Below are 18,989 nucleotides of genomic sequence, written 5' to 3' on the forward strand. Positions count from 1 at the left end.
ATACAAATAGGAACTACGAAGGACAAACATCCGGGAGTGATAATCATATGCTGGCACGCGTATCACATTTATTGCCTTTGGAGCTGAAGACGCTGCTGGAGCGCCTTCCTGAACAAATGCAGGAGCAGCTGGAGGAAATTCGGATTCGAGAGGGACGACCGCTAGAAATAGGGTTCCGCGGACAGTCTCGATTTATGATGATTGACGGGACGCTGCGTCAGGCTGCCGACGGAGCATACAAGCCTTCGGCAGACACATGTCGCAAGCTGCTCGAACGCATTACCAACTATTCCTTGTATGCGATGGAGGAGGAACTGAGAAGGGGCTTCATAACGGTTTCAGGCGGACATCGCATTGGACTAGCGGGCAGGACGATACTCGACAGCGGCGTTGTGAGGGGTATTCGCGATATTGGCGCATTCAATATTCGAGTTGCTAGAGAAGTGATCGGAGCGAGTGCGCTTCTGCTGCCCAAACTAATCGATCGGACGAGAAAAACGCTGCATTCCACTCTCATTCTAGCTCCGCCGCAGCAAGGTAAAACAACACTCGTGCGTGACATTGCGAGATCAGTCAGCTATGGGTTATGGCCAAGTCTAGAAGCAAGCGGATGGCAGGGCCGAAAGGTAGGAATCGTTGATGAGCGTTCAGAGATTGCAGCCTGTGTTCGCGGTATTCCAACGTTTGATGTTGGCCCTAGAACCGATGTTATGGACGCTTGTCCGAAGGCAGAAGGCATGATGATGCTGCTTCGCTCAATGTCACCAGAGGTTATGATTATTGATGAGATTGGACGGCCTGAGGATGCGGAAGCCATCCGAGAAGCAAGCCACGCGGGAATTAGTGTAGTCGCAACCGCGCACGCCTACGATTTGCAGGATGCTAGAGGCAGGCCGGTGCTGCTGAAGCTGCTGGAAGAAGGAGCGTTCACCTACGTGGTGGAGCTGAAGCGCACAGATCAAGGTATCATGCACCGCGTCGTTCCTGCTGAGGCAGTCGCCGAACGAGCTCCTGCACGCGAGCCAAAGCCGCCTAATCGGCAACTTGCGGATACTGCACCTTCCTTCTCTGGCCGATTTCGAGCTGGTGACCCGTGATAAAGCTGTTAGGTGCGGTTTTGGTCCTGTTTGCAGGCACGATGATAGGCTTCCAGCAAGCAGCGAAATTCGCCGAACGTCCAAGGCAGCTAAGACAGCTGGCACATGCACTGCAAAGGCTGGAGACAGAAATCGGTTATGGTCATACTCCATTGCCAGAAGCACTGGAGAGGACAGCTTCCGCTACTCCGGAGCCGTTAGCAACCATTTTTCGCAAGGCAGCAAACGGGGTTTGGGAAACCGAAAGCTTTACCTTCAGCGATAGCTGGGAGCAAGCGATAAAGTCGCAATGGGATGCAACTTCGATGCGAAAAAACGAACAAGCCGTACTTATACGTTTAGGAACGACGCTTGGTATAAGCGATAAGGAAGATCAAATGAAGCATATACATCTTGCGTTATTGCAGCTGAAGGCTGAGGAGGACGCTGCGAGAGACGATCAGGGGCGTTACGAGAAAATGTGGAAAAGTCTCGGAATTTTGATCGCCGTTCTGGTCGTCATTTTGATGGTGTAGTGGGGTGCCGCATTGATGAATATGGATGTGAGCGCCATTTTCCAAATTGCTGGAATCGGAATTGTTATCGCAATGATACATTCGGTGCTGAAGCAAATGGGAAAAGAAGATATGGCGCACTGGGTAACGCTAATCGGATTTGTTGTCGTTTTGTTTATGGTTGTACGAATGCTTAATGAATTATTCCAAGAAATTAAATCAATTTTTTTGTTCCAGTAGACGTCATCATTTAGAAGTGATTGCAAGCAGGTGAGCCAAATGGAAATGATTCAAATCGTTGGTCTTGGTCTGATGGCTTCGGTACTCATTATTGTCGTTCGAGAGCAAAAACCGATGTTCTCCTTTTTGCTCGCCGCGTTTACGGGATTGTTTATATTCCTGTATTTGATCGGCAAAATCGAAATTGTCATTTCCGTGCTTGAGGATCTGGCTAATCGATCAGGTATCCCTTCCATTTACTTGAAGACGATCTTGAAAATAATCGGAATCGCATATATTGCTGAGTTTGGAGCACAGATCGTCAGAGATGCAGGGCAAGAAGGAATTGCCTCAAAAATCGAATTTGCCGGCAAAGTGTTTATTCTTGTTATGGCTGTCCCTATTATCAGCGTCATTGTCGAGACAGTAATCGGGCTGCTGCCGGATGGGGGCTGAAGCGGATGATGAAGCTGACTCCTGCACGTGAACGGGCCAAGCTGTTGCTGTTCATCTTTGTATCCATGGTCATTTTATCAATCGCCCCGACAGTTACCTATGCCATTAGCGGTGAGAGCGCAGCGCCGGTTTTGGATAATCAAGCTAACGCGGATGAGCTTGCAAAGGAGCTGACAACTCAGCAGATTGGCGGATTGGAAACGGGGGCTGTTGAATCTTACTGGAACAATCTCCGAAGCGAGTATGGCGGTTTTTTCCCAGAGCAGCATATTCCAAGTTTCATGGAGATGATTCTTCCAGGAGGTGATGGCCTAAAGCTAACGGATATGCTGAGCGGCCTGCTGAAGTATTTGTGGCATGAGGTGCTCTATAATGGCAAGCTCCTTGTGACAATAGTGATGCTGACGGTGTTCAGTATGGTGCTTGAAACGCTGCAAAATGCTTTTGAACGAAACGCGGTCAGCAAGGTAGCTTACTCGATTACGTACATGGTGCTTATCATTATAGCGGTAAACAGTTTCCATGTCGCAATGGGTTATGCAAAAGGAGCAATTGAAAGCATGATTCAATTTATGCTTGCGATGGTCCCGCTGCTGCTAACGCTGCTTGCTTCAATGGGCAACGTAGTCACCGTATCGGTTTTACATCCATTGATCATTTTCATGATTCATGCCGTAGGAACACTTATTTACACGCTAGTGTTTCCATTATTGTTCTTTTCGGCCGTGCTTCATATAGCAAGTGCTTTATCAGAAAAATTCAAGGTTACCCAACTAGCTAATCTGCTGCGAAACATTGGAGTAGGTGTGATGGGAGTGCTGCTGACCGTTTTTCTAGGAGTCATCTCCGTACAAGGGGCGACAGGAGCGGTTACAGATGGCGTTACACTGCGAACGGCAAAGTTCGTAACAGGGAATTTCGTCCCTGTTGTAGGGAGAATGTTTTCAGATGCGGCGGATACAGTCATCTCTGCTTCCATGCTTGCGAAAAATGCAATTGGCTTAGCAGGTGTCATTATTCTGCTCTTCATCAGCGCATTTCCTGCAATCAAAATTTTGACGCTAGCGCTCATTTATAACATTGCTGCTGCTGTCATGCAGCCGCTGGGAGAATCACCGATCGTCACCTGCCTAGAGACGATCGGCAAGACGATGATTTACGTATTTGCGGCTTTGGCTGCCGTCAGTCTTATGTTTTTTCTTGCGGTTACGATCATTTTGACTGCAGGCAATGCGGCGATGATGGTCAGGTAAGGAAGGAGACGAGAGCTGTGATTGCTTGGTTAAGCGACTGGCTGAGAGATATTATTGCAGTCATTCTTCTGGCAGTGTTCGTCGAACTTCTGCTCCCGAACAAAGCAATGCAGCGCTACGCTCGGCTAGTAGTCGGCTTGTTCATCCTTCTGACGATACTCTCACCCATATTGAAACTTATACAAAGCGACATTGGAGCCAAGCTGGATGAAGGAATGGATAATTGGAGCAAATCTGCCATGAAGGTTGAATCGCAAATGAGCGGATTAAACCAAATTAAGCGAGATGCTCAGGCGATGAGCGATAAACGCAGCCTGGAGGCTGCAAAATTAACGGAACGAACATTGGAAGCTTCCATTCGAAATGAGCTCGTCGAGCGGACAAAAGCACCTATAGCAGAGGTTGATGCCGTATTGAAATGGACTACCGTTTCCGGCAAAGCAACACCCTATATTAGTGAAGTAACCGTGACACTCAAAGCAGCAGATAACAAAAAAAGCTCGTTTAAGGAAGAGGCTTCCGTGGAAGCAGTACAGCCCGTTGTTGTAGATGTTGAAATAGCGCCTATTGAAGGCGGAAGCACAGTTCCAAACGGGATAGATGATCAAGCTGTTCTGAAAGCATCTACGGAAACGGAAAAGACGGAAGGGAATTGGTCAAGAGCTGATCCAGCGACTTCAGCTGCAATAAGCAGCTTGATTTCGAAGGGGTGGGGGCTTGCTGAGGATCAAATCATCGTAAGACAACCTGCGGATCAACAAAAGGCGAAGTGAAAGGTTCGAAGATGGAGAGGGGGTAAGGCGCGGTGGCCAAATGGCTTGATGGCATAGAATCAGCGGTTGGCGGCGGTCCTGGCGGTCCAAAGCGAGTGCGGACACTGCGAATTTTACTAATCATTGGGGGGATTGGTGCAGCACTAATGATTCTAAATTCATTTTTACCCTATAAAGGAGTTGAGCCATCTGTGCAAGAACCTAATCCGCCGCCTCAGTCGGAGGCAGCTTGGGGCAATTCGGTTACCTCAGGAAGTTCAGTGTTCGCCACTCTCGAAAATTCCTTAGAAGTAAGGCTGAAGGAAATATTAGAGAAAATTGTAGGCGTTGGAACGGTTGATGTGCTTGTAACTCTCGATTCTACAGAAGAAAGCATCCTAGAACGAAATACACAAGAATCGCAGCAAATTACGGATGAGAATGATCCGAACGGCGGCAAGAGGCACATTACATCAATCACAAAAGACGGACAGGTCGTATTGTACGAAGTGTCCGGAGACCAAAAGCCAATTATAACTAAAACGATTAACCCGCGTATACGCGGTATTCTCATAGTTGCCAAAGGTGCTGAAAACGTAACAGTCAGACGTCTCATTACCAATGCGGTGGAGAAGGGCATCAACGTACCGGTTAATCGAATTTCTGTTGTACCAAGCAAACAATAAAACCAAATTGAAATGATGGGGAGGGTGTTCTCATGAACACGAAAAGACAAACGGTATGGCTTGTATCAATGCTCAGTTTAATGGTGGTATTATCAGCGTATTATTTATTCACGCAAGATGTGGATACGCCTGATGTGTTGACGGATGGCTCGCAAACAGAGCAAGCGGCGCAAAATGCGACAGAAGCTGCAACAAGCGGCAATGGTATCGTTTTAAACGAGGTAGAGAAGCCAGTTGATGGAGCGGTTTTGAGCGAAGCTGATAAAGAAACTTTGAAACAGATTGATGCGCAAGGATTAGCAGCAGGCGGCGTTTTTAGTGAACTGCTAGCCAAACGGGAAATGAAATACAACGAGGTAGATAACCGGGTGATGGCAGCAGTTAATGATACGCTAAAAAAACCGGAGGAAGCATCAGCCGCTATAGCTGAGCTTGACATGCTGGAGGAGAAGCACACGAAGCTCACAGGCATTGAAGCAGAGCTGCTGAAACAATACGAAAATGTAGTTATCGACGAGCAAAGCGATAAATACAATGTAGTGGTTTCTAGCGATAAGCTTGAGAAAAAGCAAGCAGCAGACATTATTAAGCTGGTCATGAGCACGCTTGATGTCGATGCTGACCAAGTATCCGTACAATATGTAGCGGTTAAGCAGCCTCAATAGCTCTACCATCAAGAAAAGGCCTTGTCCCTTCGGCATATTAGCTGGAGGGGGCAAGACCTTTTTTTTGGCTGTCATGCTCGAATATACAAAAAATGATTCGTGTTCAGGCTTGTTTATGATATAATGTTAAACGTTATGTGAAAGAATTGGTTATAATGGCATGGACACCATTTAGGTGTACAAGCTATGGAAGCAATCTTGCTATCGCAAATTTAAGGAGTGAAAATATTCATGTTCAAATTGAGCGAGATCAAAGAGTTGATCAAATTGGTTGATCAAACTTCCGTTCATGAGCTGGAAATTGAAAACGAAGGGACTCGCCTGCTCATCCGCAAGCCTGGCAAAACAGAAGTGGTGAATGTGCAAGCGGCCCCAATTACGCATACATACGCGCCTGCACCATTACAAGCTCAGCCAGCCGCTCCAGCAGCGCAGCCTCAAGCCGTACAAGAAACGGCGCCAGCTCGTCCTTCAACGGATCATTTGCACCAAATCGTATCTCCAATGGTAGGAACGTTCTATAGCTCACCTACTCCGGAAGCGGGAGCTTTCGTAAAAGTAGGCGATCGCGTAAATGATAAGAGCGTCGTATGTATATTGGAAGCTATGAAGCTGATGAATGAACTTGAAGCAGAAGTTAAAGGCGAAATCGTAGAAATTTTGGTTTCTAATGGTCAGCTCGTTGAGTACGGCCAGCCACTATTCCTTGTAAAGCCTGAATAATGTAGTGAGTTGACGTCCGAACAGGGAAACTGTCGTTTGAAAGGGGTTCCTACGTGAAATTTCACAAAATATTAATTGCAAACCGCGGTGAGATTGCTGTACGTATCATTCGCGCTTGCCGCGAATTAGGTATTAGCACTGTTGCCGTTTATTCCGAAGCGGATCGTGATTCGCTTCATGTACGGTTAGCCGATGAAGCCTATTGTATCGGGCCCACGGCATCCAAAGACAGCTATTTAAACTTAACGAATATTATGAGCGTAGCTACAATAACCGAGTGTGATGCTATCCATCCAGGCTATGGTTTTCTAGCTGAAAACGCTGACTTTGCTGAAATATGCGAATCATGCAATATCACCTTCATCGGGCCATCGCCGGAAGCCATTAATAAAATGGGCGACAAAGCGGTTGCTAAGCTGACGATGAGAACAGCTGATGTGCCAATCATTCCGGGTTCTGACGGTCTTGTTGAGAATATGGATGAAGCTATCCGTGTCGCTCGTGAAATCGGCTACCCCGTTATTATTAAAGCAACAGCGGGCGGCGGAGGCAAAGGCATCCGAATTGCGGATGACGAGACAACGCTAGTAGCGCAAATTACGACTGCACAACAGGAAGCTCAAAAGGCTTTCGGAAATGCGGGCGTTTATCTTGAAAAATATTTGACGGGCATGAAGCACGTTGAAATTCAAATTATGGCTGACAAGCATGGCAATGCTGTTCATTTGTTCGAACGTGATTGCTCTGTGCAGCGCAGACGCCAGAAGCTCGTCGAAGAGGCACCTTGTTCTGTTCTTACTCCTGAACTACGGGATAAGATGGGACAAGCAGCTGTTCGCGCAGCTTTAGCTGTAAATTACTCAGGTGCAGGAACATTAGAGTTTCTACTTGGCCCTGATGAGAAGTTCTACTTTATGGAAATGAATACGCGTATCCAAGTTGAGCATCCCGTAACGGAGATGATCACTAACGTGGATTTAATTAAAGAAATGATTTCTGTAGCAGAGGGCAATCCACTTTCGTTCTCACAAAGTGATTTGAAAATTACTGGCTGGTCCATCGAGTGCCGGATTAACGCAGAGGATTCCGAAAGGAACTTTATGCCTTCTCCTGGCCTGATCCCTTTTTACTTGCCGCCGGGCGGCGCGGGTGTACGTGTGGATAGCGCAGTTTACCCTGGCTATACGATTTCACCGCATTACGATTCGATGATTGCTAAGCTTATCGTTTGGGGCTCTACCCGCGAAGAAGCCATTGCAAGAATGAAACGGGCATTGTCTGAATTTGCTATTGATGGCATTCGGACAACAATTCCTTTCCATTTGAAGCTGCTGAATCACCCGAAATTCGTAAGCGGAAACTTCGACATTAAGTTTCTTGAGGAGCACGATATTAACGCTCCTGAATGAAGATACGACAAAGATGTGAACAAGTAGTATCGTTTGTCATATTTCTTACCGAATGTTATAGTATATTAACAAGATGCGGTTTATTGCTTGGCCTTGACGCCGAGTACGCGCAACTTTAAGGAGGTGTACAGCCATCATGAGTACGATAGCTGCGGAGTATGAGAAAACGGACATTGGCACGATTCAAATTGCACCTGAAGTCATCGAAGTTATCGCTGGATTAGCTACGATTGAAGTGGATGGAGTCGCTGGAATGAGCGGCGGATTTGCAGGAGGCATCGTAGAGCTTCTTGGACGCAAAAATTTATCCAAAGGTGTTAAAGTTGAAGTGGGTCAGCGCGAAGCTGCGGTAGATGTATCCATTATCGTTGAGTACGGCAACCGTATTCCGGAGATCGCTTCGGAAATTCAACGCAATGTGAAACGTTCTATCGAGATGATGACGGGACTCCACGTTGTTGAAGTGAACGTACATATTCACGATGTACATTTCAAGACGCCTGATAAACCGGAAGAAGAAGAAGTGCTGCACCGAGTTAAATAAATAAAGATGTTTTAATTAAATCCCGTACAACCCCCTCGTGAATGGGCATGCCGCTCGGCGCAAGGGGGTTTTCATTCGGCTTGGCAGGAGGAGGCGCTACGCATGATTAAGGTCGTGGACAAGCTGCTTTTGTTTTTGTATAGCATCGTGATTGGATGTTTATCCGTTTTTCTGCTATCCATAGGATTTGGCTGGATATCGCGAGATTTATTAAACGATTTAATAGGCGATTTATATCGTATCGACTCCATTCAAATTACGCTCGCAGTTGTCGGAGTCATCCTATTCATTCTTAGCCTAAGGTTTTTTGTCGTATCTCTTTATCGCGGATCAGCTACAGCTCCGTCAATTGATCAAAGAACTGATTTCGGAGATATTCGCATCTCTCTTGAAACCATTGAAAATTTGACATTGAAAGCAGCATCGCGCCAGCGCGGCGTTAAGGACTTGCGAGCTCGCATTCGGGCAACGGATGCTGGACTTGATATCGTAATACGTGCTGTAGTAGATGGAGAAAGTTCCATACCGGTGCTTACGGAAGAGATTCAACGTACGGTGAAAGAGCATGTAGAGGATATTGCCGGTATACCCGTAACGAACGTTGCGGTATATGTTGCGAACATCATTCAAACGGGGACATTTAAGAGTCGCGTGGAATAGAGGTGAGTTTGCTCATGTGGAGGGAATTCTGGAACATCTATCAAAAGCGTATGATTGGCGCAGCGATAGGGCTGTTTTTCGGATTGCTATATTTGTTTGTCGGTTTTTGGGACATGCTTTTTGTAGGGCTGCTCGTCTCAATCGGTTATTGGATCGGCTTACAAAAGGAAACAAGCGACGGACCTATTTTTCCATGGCAGCGGCTTTGGTATTCGTTGTTGGAAAGATTTCGACCGTTTAAATGATCCTGTGGTCTCCTCCGTACTCCGGATTTCGGAAAGCCGCTTATTCGGGGCAGGGAGGAGATCATAGGTTTTTTTTGGAATATTGGCTTGAACAATTGAGTTTACAAGAATAAAACCATTTTATCGGCATGAAACTGCCGCGGAGGTCACATGAAACGTAGATTAGCACGAGAAATAGCGATTTCAAGCTTATACCAGATGGAAATGAATGAAGTTACGGCTTCAGATGCAGTGGACATGCTTGTGGAAGAAATGAGTTTAGATAATGAAATGGGTGCCGATCCTGCTGAGATAGGCAGCACAGATGCGTTCGCACGTGAGATTGTAGCTGGCGTGATGGAGCATAAGCAAGCCATTGACGGGATGCTTCAGCAGTTTTTGACAGGCTGGCATATTGATCGTTTATCCCGCGTAGATCGCCAGGTTCTAAGACTTGCTACGTACGAGATGGTATTCCGCGACGATGTTCCGCCGAAAGCAACGATCAATGAAGCGATTGAGCTTGCCAAGCATTTTGGCACAGAGGAATCCGGCAAGTTTGTAAACGGCGTACTTGGAAAATTGCTTTTGGAAATCGAAGAATTAAAATCATAATGGATATGAAATTAATCAAACATTCATCGATGTAAAAGGAGACTGGAGCTATGTGTGCACAAATCATTGAAGGAAAGAAAATATCCGACCTTATCCGTGAGGAGATGATTACGGAAACTGCAGCCTTGAAAGAAAAGGGAATTATCCCAGGTTTGGCAGTCGTACTCGTAGGCGAAGATCCTGCCTCAAAAGTTTACGTTGGCTCTAAGGAAAAAGCTTGCCAGCAGCTTGGTTTTTATTCAGAGGTACATCGTTTAGACGCAGACACAAGTGAAGAGGATTTACTTGCTGTTATTGAACGTTTGAACAATCAGTCTACGATTAACGGGATTCTAGTTCAACTGCCTCTTCCGAAGCATATTAACGAGAAGGCTGTTATTGATGCGATTGCCGTTGAAAAAGATGTTGACGGCTTCCATCCGGAAAGTGTTGGCAATTTGGTTATTGGCGACGACAGCCTGCTGCCTTGTACGCCTGCAGGAGTCATTGAGCTTATTAAGCGCAGCGGCGTCGACATTTCGGGGAAACATGCCGTTGTTATCGGAAGAAGCAATATTGTGGGCAAGCCTGTTGCCATGCTGCTGCTTCGTGAGAATGCTACAGTTACCATCTGTCATTCTCGTACCGCAAACATGGAGGAAATCGCTAAACAAGCAGATATTCTTGTTGTTGCCATCGGGAAGGCAAAGGCTATTGACAGTAAATTTGTTAAGCCAGGGGCAATTGTTATTGATGTCGGCATTAACCGTTTGGAGAGCGGCAAGCTCGCGGGTGATGTTGATTTTGACGATTGTTTGGATACAGCCGGCTTTATTACACCGGTACCAGGCGGAGTTGGTCCTATGACGATTACGCTCTTAATGAAAAATACGATTACAGCAGCAAAAAGGGCTAACGGAATTAAGGAGTGATGGCGGGCATGGCTGATCAGCCTCGAATTTATTCCATAAAAGAGCTTAATCGGTATATTCGCATGAAAATGGAGTCGGATACACTGCTTGGCGATATTTGGCTGCGCGGTGAAATTTCCAATTTTACACATCATTCAAGCGGACATATGTATTTTACGCTGAAAGATAGCGATAGCCGGATCAAATCCATTATGTTCGCATCCCATAACCAGCGGCTTCCGTTTATACCTAAGGAAGGTACAAAGGTAATTGCTAGAGGGAATATAACGGTTTATGAGCGCGACGGCAATTATCAATTTTATGTTAATTCGATGCAGCCTGACGGTATTGGGAGCTTGTATCTTGCGTTTGAACAGCTTAAGAGCAAGCTGAGCAATGAAGGACTCTTCGCAGAGTCGCGCAAACGGGCGATTCCTCTTTTTCCAAAGGCTATTGGAGTTATCACATCGCCAACGGGTGCAGCTGTACGTGATATTATTATTACTTTGCAGCGCCGTTACCCATTAATACCGATATATGTTTATCCTGTGCTCGTTCAAGGGACTGGGGCAGCACCTGCTATTGTAAAAGCGATAGAAGCAATGAACCGTTTCGGCGAAGCCGACGTATTAATTGTAGGGCGCGGCGGCGGATCATTAGAAGAACTGTGGGCTTTCAATGAAGAATCCGTTGCTCGAAGCATCTCGAACTCGCAGATTCCGATAATCAGTGCGGTAGGCCATGAGACAGATTTCACGATTGCTGATTTTGTCGCTGATTTGCGTGCTGCCACACCTACAGCTGCAGCAGAGCTCGCTGTTCCGAGCATTTCCGAATTGAAGCAGCAGCTGAATCGCCAGCAGCAGCGTCTAGTACAAGGAATTCGTTACCGTGTAAGCGATGAGAAGGAGAAGCTGCAGCGCATAAGACGTTCACCTTTTTTCTTGTTTCCGCGCAGGTATTTGCTTGAACAGGCAGAACGGCTCGATCGATTGTCAGAGCAGCTCGTTCAGCGAACAAAACGTATTACAGAACGAAGTCATATAAGATTGGCAAGGCAGCAAGCTACACTTTCTGCCCATCATCCCGGCGAGCGGGTAGCTTTCGCAGCCAAACGGTGGCAGACAGCGACGAAGCAGCTAGAGAGTGCTATGAATAATTCTGTTAAAGACAGGAAAAACAAGCTTTTTACCTCTATGAAGCAGCTTGATGCCTTAAGTCCTTTAAAAGTTATGTCTAGAGGTTACAGCCTTGTGTATGATGAGCAAGAGCAACGATTAATCAAATCGATTCGCGATGTGAAAGTAGGCGACATCGTAAAGGTGAAAGTAGCGGACGGTCAGCTAGATTGTCATGTAGGTTCATTGAGAGGAGATCAAATGGATGGCAGCAACGAATCAAAGTGAGCTCACATTTGAGCAAGCAATGGAACGACTAGATTCTATTGTATCTAAGCTTGAGAATGGCGATGTTCCTCTTGAGACAGCGATTGAGTTATTCCAGGAAGGAATGAAGCTTTCGCAGCTTTGCGGAGGTAAACTTGAGCAAGTTGAGCAAAAAATCGAACTATTGATTGAAACAGAGCAAGGCTTCCAGAAAAAAACGTTTGCAGATGCAATCGAGAATAAAGGGGAATAAGCTTGAGCGAGAGGGCAGCAATAAAAGCATATTTATCGCAAACCACGGAGCTTATTGAAGCTTCGCTAAAACAATCGTTACCAAGCTCATGGGATGTTCCCCTACGTTTGAGGGAAGCAATGCTCTATTCCCTTGAAGCAGGTGGGAAACGCTTAAGACCAGCACTCGTTATTGCAGCCGCCGAAGCTGTTTTCAATAAGCCGGAAACATTGAATGCTGCTATGCCTGTTGCTTGTGCCGTAGAGTTTATACACACCTATTCGTTAGTGCATGATGATTTGCCAGCTATGGATGATGATGATTTCCGCAGAGGCAAGCCAACCAACCACAAGGTTTTTGGTGAAGCAATGGCAATATTAGCCGGGGATGCGCTTCTGACGCATGCCTTTCATTTAATTCCACAAGCAGCTCGTCAAGGCGGTGTCGCAGCAGATGTTGCGCTTGCCATTGTCGAAGATTTGGCTAAATTAGCAGGAGCTCCGGGGATGGTAGGCGGTCAAGTTGCCGATATGCTAGGTGAGCAAGGCATTACGTCAATTCATGAACTAGAGTATATTCATCTTCATAAAACAAGTGATCTTATTGCTTTCTCGGTTATGGCTGGCGGCCGTATTGGCGGAGCAACAGAAAAGCAGCTTGAACTGCTCGCGATTTACGGACGCAACATCGGTCTAGCTTTTCAAATTCAGGATGATATTTTGGATTTGATTGGGGACGAGAAGAAGCTGGGTAAGAAGACGAACAGTGATGTTCAGCAAAATAAAGTAACCTATCCGTTCCTTATCGGAATAGAAGAAAGCAAAGCTCAAGTTGAACGGCTTACCCAGGAAGCGAAGTCTGCCGTGCTGGAAGCGGAGTTCATAGCTCCAGATCGACTGCTTGAAATTGCAGATTATCTTGTTGGGCGCGATCATTGAGTATGTGATGCTTTTTCCATTTTGGTTGGGAAAAAAAGCTCGGTATGCTATAATAGGAAAAATGTAGATGTACATGGGACAGCAATAAATGCTGTCCGCGAAAGCGAGGAAAGTAACGTGCTGCTTGACCAGATTAACGGACCTCAAGATTTGAAAGCTTTGACAACTGCTCAGCTAGAGCAACTGGCCGCTGAAATCCGTCAGTTCCTTATTGAGAAGCTTTCCGTTACGGGTGGTCATCTCGCTCCTAACTTAGGAGTCGTTGAGCTGACCCTAGCCATGCATTATTTATTTAATAGTCCAGAAGATAAGTTTATTTTTGATGTAGGCCATCAATCCTACGTTCATAAAATTTTAACTGGTCGTATGGATCGGTTTGATACACTGCGACAATATAAAGGTTTATGCGGTTTCGTCAAACGTTCAGAAAGCGAACATGATGTTTGGGAAGCTGGACATAGCAGTACATCATTGTCTGCCGCTATGGGTATGGCGCTTGCTCGTGATCTTAAGGGTGAGAGCAATCGTGTAGTTGCAGTTATTGGCGATGGTGCTTTAACTGGCGGTATGGCCTTAGAAGCGCTTAATCATATCGGACACGAGAACAAGAACCTAATCGTTGTCTTGAATGATAATGAGATGTCGATTGCTCCAAATGTGGGTGCATTGCATCACTATTTAGGGAAAATTCGTACAGATCGTCATTATCATAAAGCTAAGGATGAGCTTCAACAGCTGCTCAACAAAATCCCGGCAATCGGCGGGAAGCTTGCTAAGACGGCTGAACGTTTCAAAGACAGCTTAAAATATTTGCTCGTTAGCGGCATTTTGTTCGAGCAATTTGGATTTACTTACCTGGGTCCTGTAGACGGACATGATATCGAGCAAGTGATTGATATTATGCGTCAAGCGGATGCAATGCCAGGACCTGTTTTAGTCCATGTATTGACTGTGAAAGGTAAAGGTTATTCACCTGCCGAAGCAGATTCGTTCAAATGGCATGGCATCACGCCATACAAAATTGAATCAGGCCAAGTAGTCAAAGCAGTTGGCCCGCCAGTATATACTGACGTTTTTGGTCAGATGCTAATTGAGCTTGCTGAAAAGGATGAGCGCATCGTTGCTGTTACTCCAGCAATGCCGGGCGGTTCTGGTTTGCTGCCATTCGCAGCAAGATTCCCGAATCGAATGATCGATGTGGGCATTGCAGAACAACATGCAGCTACCATGTCTGCTGCTTTAGCGATTGAAGGCATGAAACCTGTGTTTGCAGTGTATTCGACTTTCTTGCAACGAGCATATGATCAAGTCGTTCATGATATTTGCCGTCAGAACCTGAATGTTATATTTGCCATAGACCGTGCTGGATTCGTTGGCCCGGATGGTGAAACACATCATGGTGTTTATGATATTTCATTCTTAAGACATATACCGAATTTGGTCATTATGATGCCTAAGGATGAGAATGAGCTAAGACGAATGCTCAAGACCGCCGTAGAATATAATGATGGACCAATAGCCGTTCGTTATCCGCGAATTGCAGGATTAGGCGTAGAGATGGAAGCAGATCCGCAAGTATTGCCTATAGGCAAGTGGGAAACCGTACGCGAAGGCGACTCCACCGTCATTATGGCCATTGGACCGATGCTGCAGGTTGCTGAAGAAGCTGCAGACCTTCTCAAGCGTGAAGGCATCAATGTTCAAATTGTAAATGCTCGGTTTATTAAGCCGCTTGATGAAAAGATGTTATTATCGTTTGCTGCAGAAGGCAGGCATATGATTGTACTTGAGGAAAATGCAGAGCTTGGCGGTTTTGGCAGCTCAGTGCTTGAGTTCTTTTCACTCAAAGGCATTTATGGATTAACTATTCGGATCATTGGAGTACCTGATGTATTCGTTGAACACGGATCCATTAAAGAACAACGCAAAGAAATTGGATTAACGGCTGAGAGAGTTGCAACTGAATTAAAAACGATGCAGCCAAGGCGCATGAAACGAGTTACTGGCAAACAGTAACGTCTGAGGGTGAAAGATGACAACAACAACAGCTAAAGAGCGAATAGACGTATTGCTTGTTGAGCGCGGCTTTTATGAAAGCAGAGAAAAGGCAAAAGCGGCTTTGATGGCGGGTCTTGTGCTAGTAAATGACGAGCCTGTTGACAAAAGCGGTATGAAGGTGGCACGTTCGGCAGACATTAAGGTAAAGGGCGCACTTCATCCTTATGTTAGCCGAGGCGGGCTAAAGCTTGAAAAAGCGATTCGAGTGTTTAATATTGATTTGCGCGAACGCGTTATGCTCGATATCGGTGCATCAACCGGTGGCTTTACCGACTGCGCATTACAAAATGGGGCATCATATGTATATGCTATTGATGTTGGATATAACCAACTTGATTGGTCGCTAAGACAAGATGAACGCGTTCATGTTATGGAGCGAACTAATTTTCGTTATACGCAGCCAGCAGATTTAGTTGGACCACCGCCGACATTTGCAACAATTGATGTATCGTTTATTTCGTTAAAACATATATTGCCTGCTTTATCTACGTTATTAACGGTTGGTTCCGGTATTGTAGCTTTAATTAAGCCGCAATTCGAGGCTGGGCGGGAGAAAGTAGGTAAATCTGGAGTTGTACGTGACTCTGGCGTACACAGAGATGTACTTCGGACCGTTTTGACTGGAGCAGCTGAGATTGGTTTTTCATTGCAGGATATTACGTTCTCTCCAATTACGGGTGGAGAAGGCAATATCGAATTTTTAGCTTATTGGCATTGGTTAGCTGAACCAAATTCAGCTGTACCCGATGACAACGCATTAGCGGAGCTAGTGAAACAAGCAAATGAAACCTTTACAACCAATAAATAAATGAGAAAGGTGCCTGGCAGCGTCATAACTGCCGGCATCTTTTTTACTTTACAGCATAGTGCTCCATTTGTTAAACTATAGAAAAGCAAACAAACGTTCGGCAATCGACATAAACAGGAAAATGCCCCCAGCATAGCGAACGAATAAGTATACAATCCATTTGCGAATGGGGGATGCTGATGGGAACCTATGGTGATTGGGCGATCATGCTGGTTGCTGGATGTTTGTTCGTATTGTGGCTGTTCAGAGTGTTTCACCGCTGGCTGCATGAGCCTGCAAGCGTTAGTCGGCTTACGCTCGGCAAGGGCGGTACTCTTTCAGTAGATGATGAGAATATATTGTTGCTGGAGCAAGCTGGGTACGAAGTAATTTCAGGAAAACATTTAGTTCCGATTCCAATCAAGCTTGATGATGTGCCGCTTGGAAAGGGAAGCCGGTTATACATTGATTATATTGCGGAAATGAATAATTGCACGTATATAGTGAAAACAGCTCGTGACCGGATGCCAATTGACTGGTCGCCGAGCGGTGTAAGAGATCGTTTGCTTGTGTATTCGCTGCTTTTGCCCGAATGCGATGGAATTTTATTCGTGGACGCAAGGGAGAAGTTGATTCGCAAAGTCACGTTTCACATCGCAGACCAATAACTCATGGAGGTTTTTTATGAAGGGGCTTCGTCAATATCGAATCAAAGAAATTATTAGCAATAGTGTGATTGAGACACAAGAGGAGCTTGTTGAAGCGCTTCGCACAACAGGTATGCAAGTAACGCAAGCGACCGTATCACGTGATATGAAGGAATTAATGCTAATTAAAGTGCCGGCAGGTGAAGGGAAATATAAATATTCCATTCCGCAAGAGCATCAGAAGCAAAATCCTATTCATAAGCTCAAGCGTGCGTTGCTTGACCATTTTGTACATATTGACTTTACAGATAATCTTGTTGTTATGAAATGTTTGCCAGGGACGGCGAACACCATTTGTGCATTGGTTGATAATATGGAATGGACTGAAGTAATGGGTACTATCTGCGGAGACGATACGATCTTGATGATTTGCAGAACCAAGAAGCAAAGCAATGAAGTAGTAGAACGATTACTTGAGCTGTTGAACTAAGGAGGATGTCAGAGCCATGCTGCGTGAGTTGTCGATAAGGAATTTAGCGGTAATTGAAGAAGTAAACGTTACATTTCATCATGGATTTCATGTATTGACAGGAGAGACAGGTGCAGGCAAATCGATTCTTATTGATGCGCTAAGCTTGCTGGTCGGCGGTAGAGGCTCCGCAGACATGGTACGGTATGGTTGTGATAAAGCTGAAATGGAAGCTTTATTTGACCTTCCACGAAATCATCCTGTATGGATCGTTCTGAACAAGCTTGGTGTACATGCATCCTGTGAAGAGATGTTAGTAATAAGAAGAGAGCTGTCTGCAAATGGTAAGAGCAGCAGCCGTGTGAATGGCCAGCTCGTTACAATGACGATGCTAAGAGAAATTGGCGAATGCCTTGTCAATATTCATGGTCAGCATGAGCATCAATCACTCCTTCGAACAGAACAGCATTTAGAGTGGCTAGATCTATTCGCTGGAGATTTGCTAATTGAACGGAAGCAAATATATCGGACCATATTTTCACAGCTGCAGCAGGCAAGAGCATCTTTGCGCGAGCTGGAAAATTCGACTAGACACAATGTGCAAATGCTTGATTTATATCGTTTTCAAATTGAAGAAATTACGAATGCGCAGCTTAAGCCGTTGGAAGATGAGCTTCTAACAGAGCAGAGGCGCAAGCTATTGTATGCAGGGAAGAGAATGGACGCCGTGTCGGAGGCCTATTCGCTTTTGTATGGAGGCAAAGGGCTTGATATGGTTAGCAAAGCAGTAGCTAAGCTGATAGATATTCAAACTTATGATGCAGCGAAACTAAATCCACTTCTTGAACAACTTCAATCTGCCTTTTATCAAGCTGAAGATGCTGCATTCCAGCTTCGTGATTATCGAGATGGAATTGAGTCTGATCCTGATCAGCTCTCGCAGGTTGAAGACAGACTTGATTTAATAAATAGTATGAAGCGCAAATACGGGGAAACAATACCCGATATACTTGCTTATTTAGAGAGGACAATTGTAGATCGTGACAAGATCGAGAACCGTGATCAACTTCTTGAAGAGCTTAAAGCAGAGGAAATTAAGCTTTATGATCAAGCGCTGATTTTGGCACAGGAATTGTCGCAGCTTCGGGAGCATGCAGCGACAAAGCTGTCTGAAGCGATCGAGAATGAGCTAGGACAGCTTCAAATGCCAGCGGCTAAGTTTCGTGTGCAAATCGATACGACAGTCGGAGGAGCAGGTGAAACAAAGCAGATTCGCTTGCATAGTAACGGTATGGATGAAGCGATCTTTATGCTCTCTACAAACCCAGGAGAGCCGTTGAAGCAGTTAAGCAAGATTGCTTCTGGGGGAGAAATGTCGCGAATTATGCTCGCCCTTAAGAGCATTTTCGCAGAAATTGATCAAGTGCCTGTACTTATTTTTGATGAGGTCGATACTGGCGTTAGCGGACGTGCTGCTCAGGCTATCGCAGAGAAAATGTCACAGCTTGCATTGAAGTGCCAAGTATTCTCTATAACCCATTTGCCTCAGGTTGCTTGCATGGCAGATCATCATTATGAAATAAGAAAACAAGTCATTGGTTCGCGTACCTCTACATCTGTATCGGAATTGCTTGAAGCTGTACGTATCGAAGAGCTTGCTCGTATGCTCGGCGGAGTGGAAGTAACGGAAAAAACACGGAATCATGCACAAGAAATGCTTGATTTGGCACATAGACAGAAAGGAGCGTAATGGAAGCCAATTAGGGAATGTTTTTGTGGACATAAA

General features: G+C 45.6%; 23 protein-coding genes. All 23 read left to right on the forward strand.

Annotated features, from left to right (window positions below; all coding sequences use genetic code 11):
• Positions 1 to 47: 47 nt before the first annotated feature.
• The 23 genes from spoIIIAA to recN all read left to right on the forward strand — a co-directional run bounded on the left by spoIIIAA (position 48) and on the right by recN (position 18,953).
• Positions 48 to 1,097, forward strand: coding sequence for a stage III sporulation protein AA (spoIIIAA, locus tag BK120_RS08015; RefSeq protein WP_076266946.1), 1,050 nt, complete (start codon positions 48 to 50; stop codon positions 1,095 to 1,097).
• Positions 1,094 to 1,612, forward strand: a complete 519-nt coding sequence (spoIIIAB, locus tag BK120_RS08020) for a stage III sporulation protein SpoIIIAB (RefSeq protein ID WP_076266947.1) — start codon at positions 1,094 to 1,096, stop codon at positions 1,610 to 1,612. Before spoIIIAA ends, spoIIIAB begins: the two co-directional genes overlap by 4 nt.
• 15 nt (positions 1,613 to 1,627) lie before the next feature.
• On the forward strand, positions 1,628 to 1,831 hold the full coding sequence (gene spoIIIAC / locus BK120_RS08025; RefSeq protein ID WP_054024280.1) for a stage III sporulation protein AC: 204 nt from the start codon (positions 1,628 to 1,630) through the stop codon (positions 1,829 to 1,831).
• A gap of 39 nt (positions 1,832 to 1,870) precedes the next feature.
• Positions 1,871 to 2,266 (forward strand): stage III sporulation protein AD, encoded by a 396-nt coding sequence (gene spoIIIAD, locus BK120_RS08030; RefSeq protein ID WP_054024281.1) that lies wholly within the window; start codon positions 1,871 to 1,873, stop codon positions 2,264 to 2,266.
• Between the two features lie 8 nt (positions 2,267 to 2,274).
• Positions 2,275 to 3,519 carry a stage III sporulation protein AE gene (gene spoIIIAE / locus BK120_RS08035; RefSeq protein WP_076267072.1) on the forward strand — a complete coding sequence of 415 codons (1,245 nt, stop codon included), beginning with the start codon at positions 2,275 to 2,277 and terminating at the stop codon, positions 3,517 to 3,519.
• A 17-nt stretch (positions 3,520 to 3,536) separates the two neighbouring features.
• On the forward strand, positions 3,537 to 4,292 hold the full coding sequence (gene spoIIIAF / locus BK120_RS08040; RefSeq protein WP_076266948.1) for a stage III sporulation protein AF: 756 nt from the start codon (positions 3,537 to 3,539) through the stop codon (positions 4,290 to 4,292).
• Positions 4,293 to 4,324: 32 nt separating this feature from the next.
• On the forward strand, positions 4,325 to 4,957 hold the full coding sequence (gene spoIIIAG / locus BK120_RS08045; RefSeq protein ID WP_076266949.1) for a stage III sporulation protein AG: 633 nt from the start codon (positions 4,325 to 4,327) through the stop codon (positions 4,955 to 4,957).
• A 32-nt stretch (positions 4,958 to 4,989) separates the two neighbouring features.
• Positions 4,990 to 5,622: a SpoIIIAH-like family protein gene (locus tag BK120_RS08050; RefSeq protein ID WP_076266950.1), complete on the forward strand. Its 633-nt coding sequence runs from the start codon at positions 4,990 to 4,992 to the stop codon at positions 5,620 to 5,622.
• A gap of 231 nt (positions 5,623 to 5,853) precedes the next feature.
• The gene (gene accB / locus BK120_RS08055) at positions 5,854 to 6,345 is read left to right on the forward strand and encodes an acetyl-CoA carboxylase biotin carboxyl carrier protein (protein ID WP_076266951.1); all 492 of its coding nucleotides are present in this window, start codon (positions 5,854 to 5,856) and stop codon (positions 6,343 to 6,345) included.
• Between the two features lie 53 nt (positions 6,346 to 6,398).
• Positions 6,399 to 7,754, forward strand: coding sequence for an acetyl-CoA carboxylase biotin carboxylase subunit (gene accC / locus BK120_RS08060; protein ID WP_076266952.1), 1,356 nt, complete (start codon positions 6,399 to 6,401; stop codon positions 7,752 to 7,754).
• A 136-nt stretch (positions 7,755 to 7,890) separates the two neighbouring features.
• A complete protein-coding gene (locus BK120_RS08065; RefSeq protein ID WP_076266953.1) occupies positions 7,891 to 8,298 on the forward strand; it encodes an Asp23/Gls24 family envelope stress response protein in 408 nt (135 codons plus the stop codon).
• A 102-nt stretch (positions 8,299 to 8,400) separates the two neighbouring features.
• Positions 8,401 to 8,958: an alkaline shock response membrane anchor protein AmaP gene (gene amaP, locus BK120_RS08070; protein ID WP_076266954.1), complete on the forward strand. Its 558-nt coding sequence runs from the start codon at positions 8,401 to 8,403 to the stop codon at positions 8,956 to 8,958.
• 14 nt (positions 8,959 to 8,972) lie between these two features.
• A complete protein-coding gene (locus BK120_RS08075; RefSeq protein WP_076266955.1) occupies positions 8,973 to 9,203 on the forward strand; it encodes a DUF2273 domain-containing protein in 231 nt (76 codons plus the stop codon).
• Positions 9,204 to 9,353: 150 nt separating this feature from the next.
• Positions 9,354 to 9,797 carry a transcription antitermination factor NusB gene (gene nusB, locus BK120_RS08080; protein WP_054024290.1) on the forward strand — a complete coding sequence of 148 codons (444 nt, stop codon included), beginning with the start codon at positions 9,354 to 9,356 and terminating at the stop codon, positions 9,795 to 9,797.
• A gap of 50 nt (positions 9,798 to 9,847) precedes the next feature.
• Positions 9,848 to 10,708, forward strand: a complete 861-nt coding sequence (gene folD, locus BK120_RS08085) for a bifunctional methylenetetrahydrofolate dehydrogenase/methenyltetrahydrofolate cyclohydrolase FolD (RefSeq protein WP_076266956.1) — start codon at positions 9,848 to 9,850, stop codon at positions 10,706 to 10,708.
• An 8-nt stretch (positions 10,709 to 10,716) separates the two neighbouring features.
• Entirely contained in the window at positions 10,717 to 12,093 is a 1,377-nt protein-coding gene (xseA, locus tag BK120_RS08090) for an exodeoxyribonuclease VII large subunit (RefSeq protein WP_076266957.1), read from the forward strand.
• Positions 12,071 to 12,325: an exodeoxyribonuclease VII small subunit gene (gene xseB / locus BK120_RS08095; protein ID WP_076266958.1), complete on the forward strand. Its 255-nt coding sequence runs from the start codon at positions 12,071 to 12,073 to the stop codon at positions 12,323 to 12,325. Before xseA ends, xseB begins: the two co-directional genes overlap by 23 nt.
• Before the next feature lie 2 nt (positions 12,326 to 12,327).
• Positions 12,328 to 13,242, forward strand: coding sequence for a polyprenyl synthetase family protein (locus tag BK120_RS08100; protein ID WP_076266959.1), 915 nt, complete (start codon positions 12,328 to 12,330; stop codon positions 13,240 to 13,242).
• A 117-nt stretch (positions 13,243 to 13,359) separates the two neighbouring features.
• On the forward strand, positions 13,360 to 15,258 hold the full coding sequence (gene dxs / locus BK120_RS08105; RefSeq protein WP_076267073.1) for a 1-deoxy-D-xylulose-5-phosphate synthase: 1,899 nt from the start codon (positions 13,360 to 13,362) through the stop codon (positions 15,256 to 15,258).
• Positions 15,259 to 15,274: 16 nt separating this feature from the next.
• Positions 15,275 to 16,108, forward strand: coding sequence for a TlyA family RNA methyltransferase (locus BK120_RS08110; protein WP_076266960.1), 834 nt, complete (start codon positions 15,275 to 15,277; stop codon positions 16,106 to 16,108).
• A 179-nt stretch (positions 16,109 to 16,287) separates the two neighbouring features.
• A complete protein-coding gene (locus BK120_RS08115) occupies positions 16,288 to 16,755 on the forward strand; it encodes a hypothetical protein (RefSeq protein WP_076266961.1) in 468 nt (155 codons plus the stop codon).
• Between the two features lie 16 nt (positions 16,756 to 16,771).
• Complete coding sequence (gene ahrC, locus BK120_RS08120; protein WP_076266962.1) at positions 16,772 to 17,224, forward strand: transcriptional regulator AhrC/ArgR; 453 nt, start codon at positions 16,772 to 16,774, stop codon at positions 17,222 to 17,224.
• Positions 17,225 to 17,240: 16 nt separating this feature from the next.
• Positions 17,241 to 18,953, forward strand: coding sequence for a DNA repair protein RecN (gene recN, locus BK120_RS08125; RefSeq protein WP_076266963.1), 1,713 nt, complete (start codon positions 17,241 to 17,243; stop codon positions 18,951 to 18,953).
• Positions 18,954 to 18,989 lie beyond the last annotated feature (36 nt).

Source organism: Paenibacillus sp. FSL A5-0031 (genome assembly GCF_001956295.1).
Classification (GTDB): Bacteria; Bacillota; Bacilli; order Paenibacillales; family Paenibacillaceae; genus Pristimantibacillus.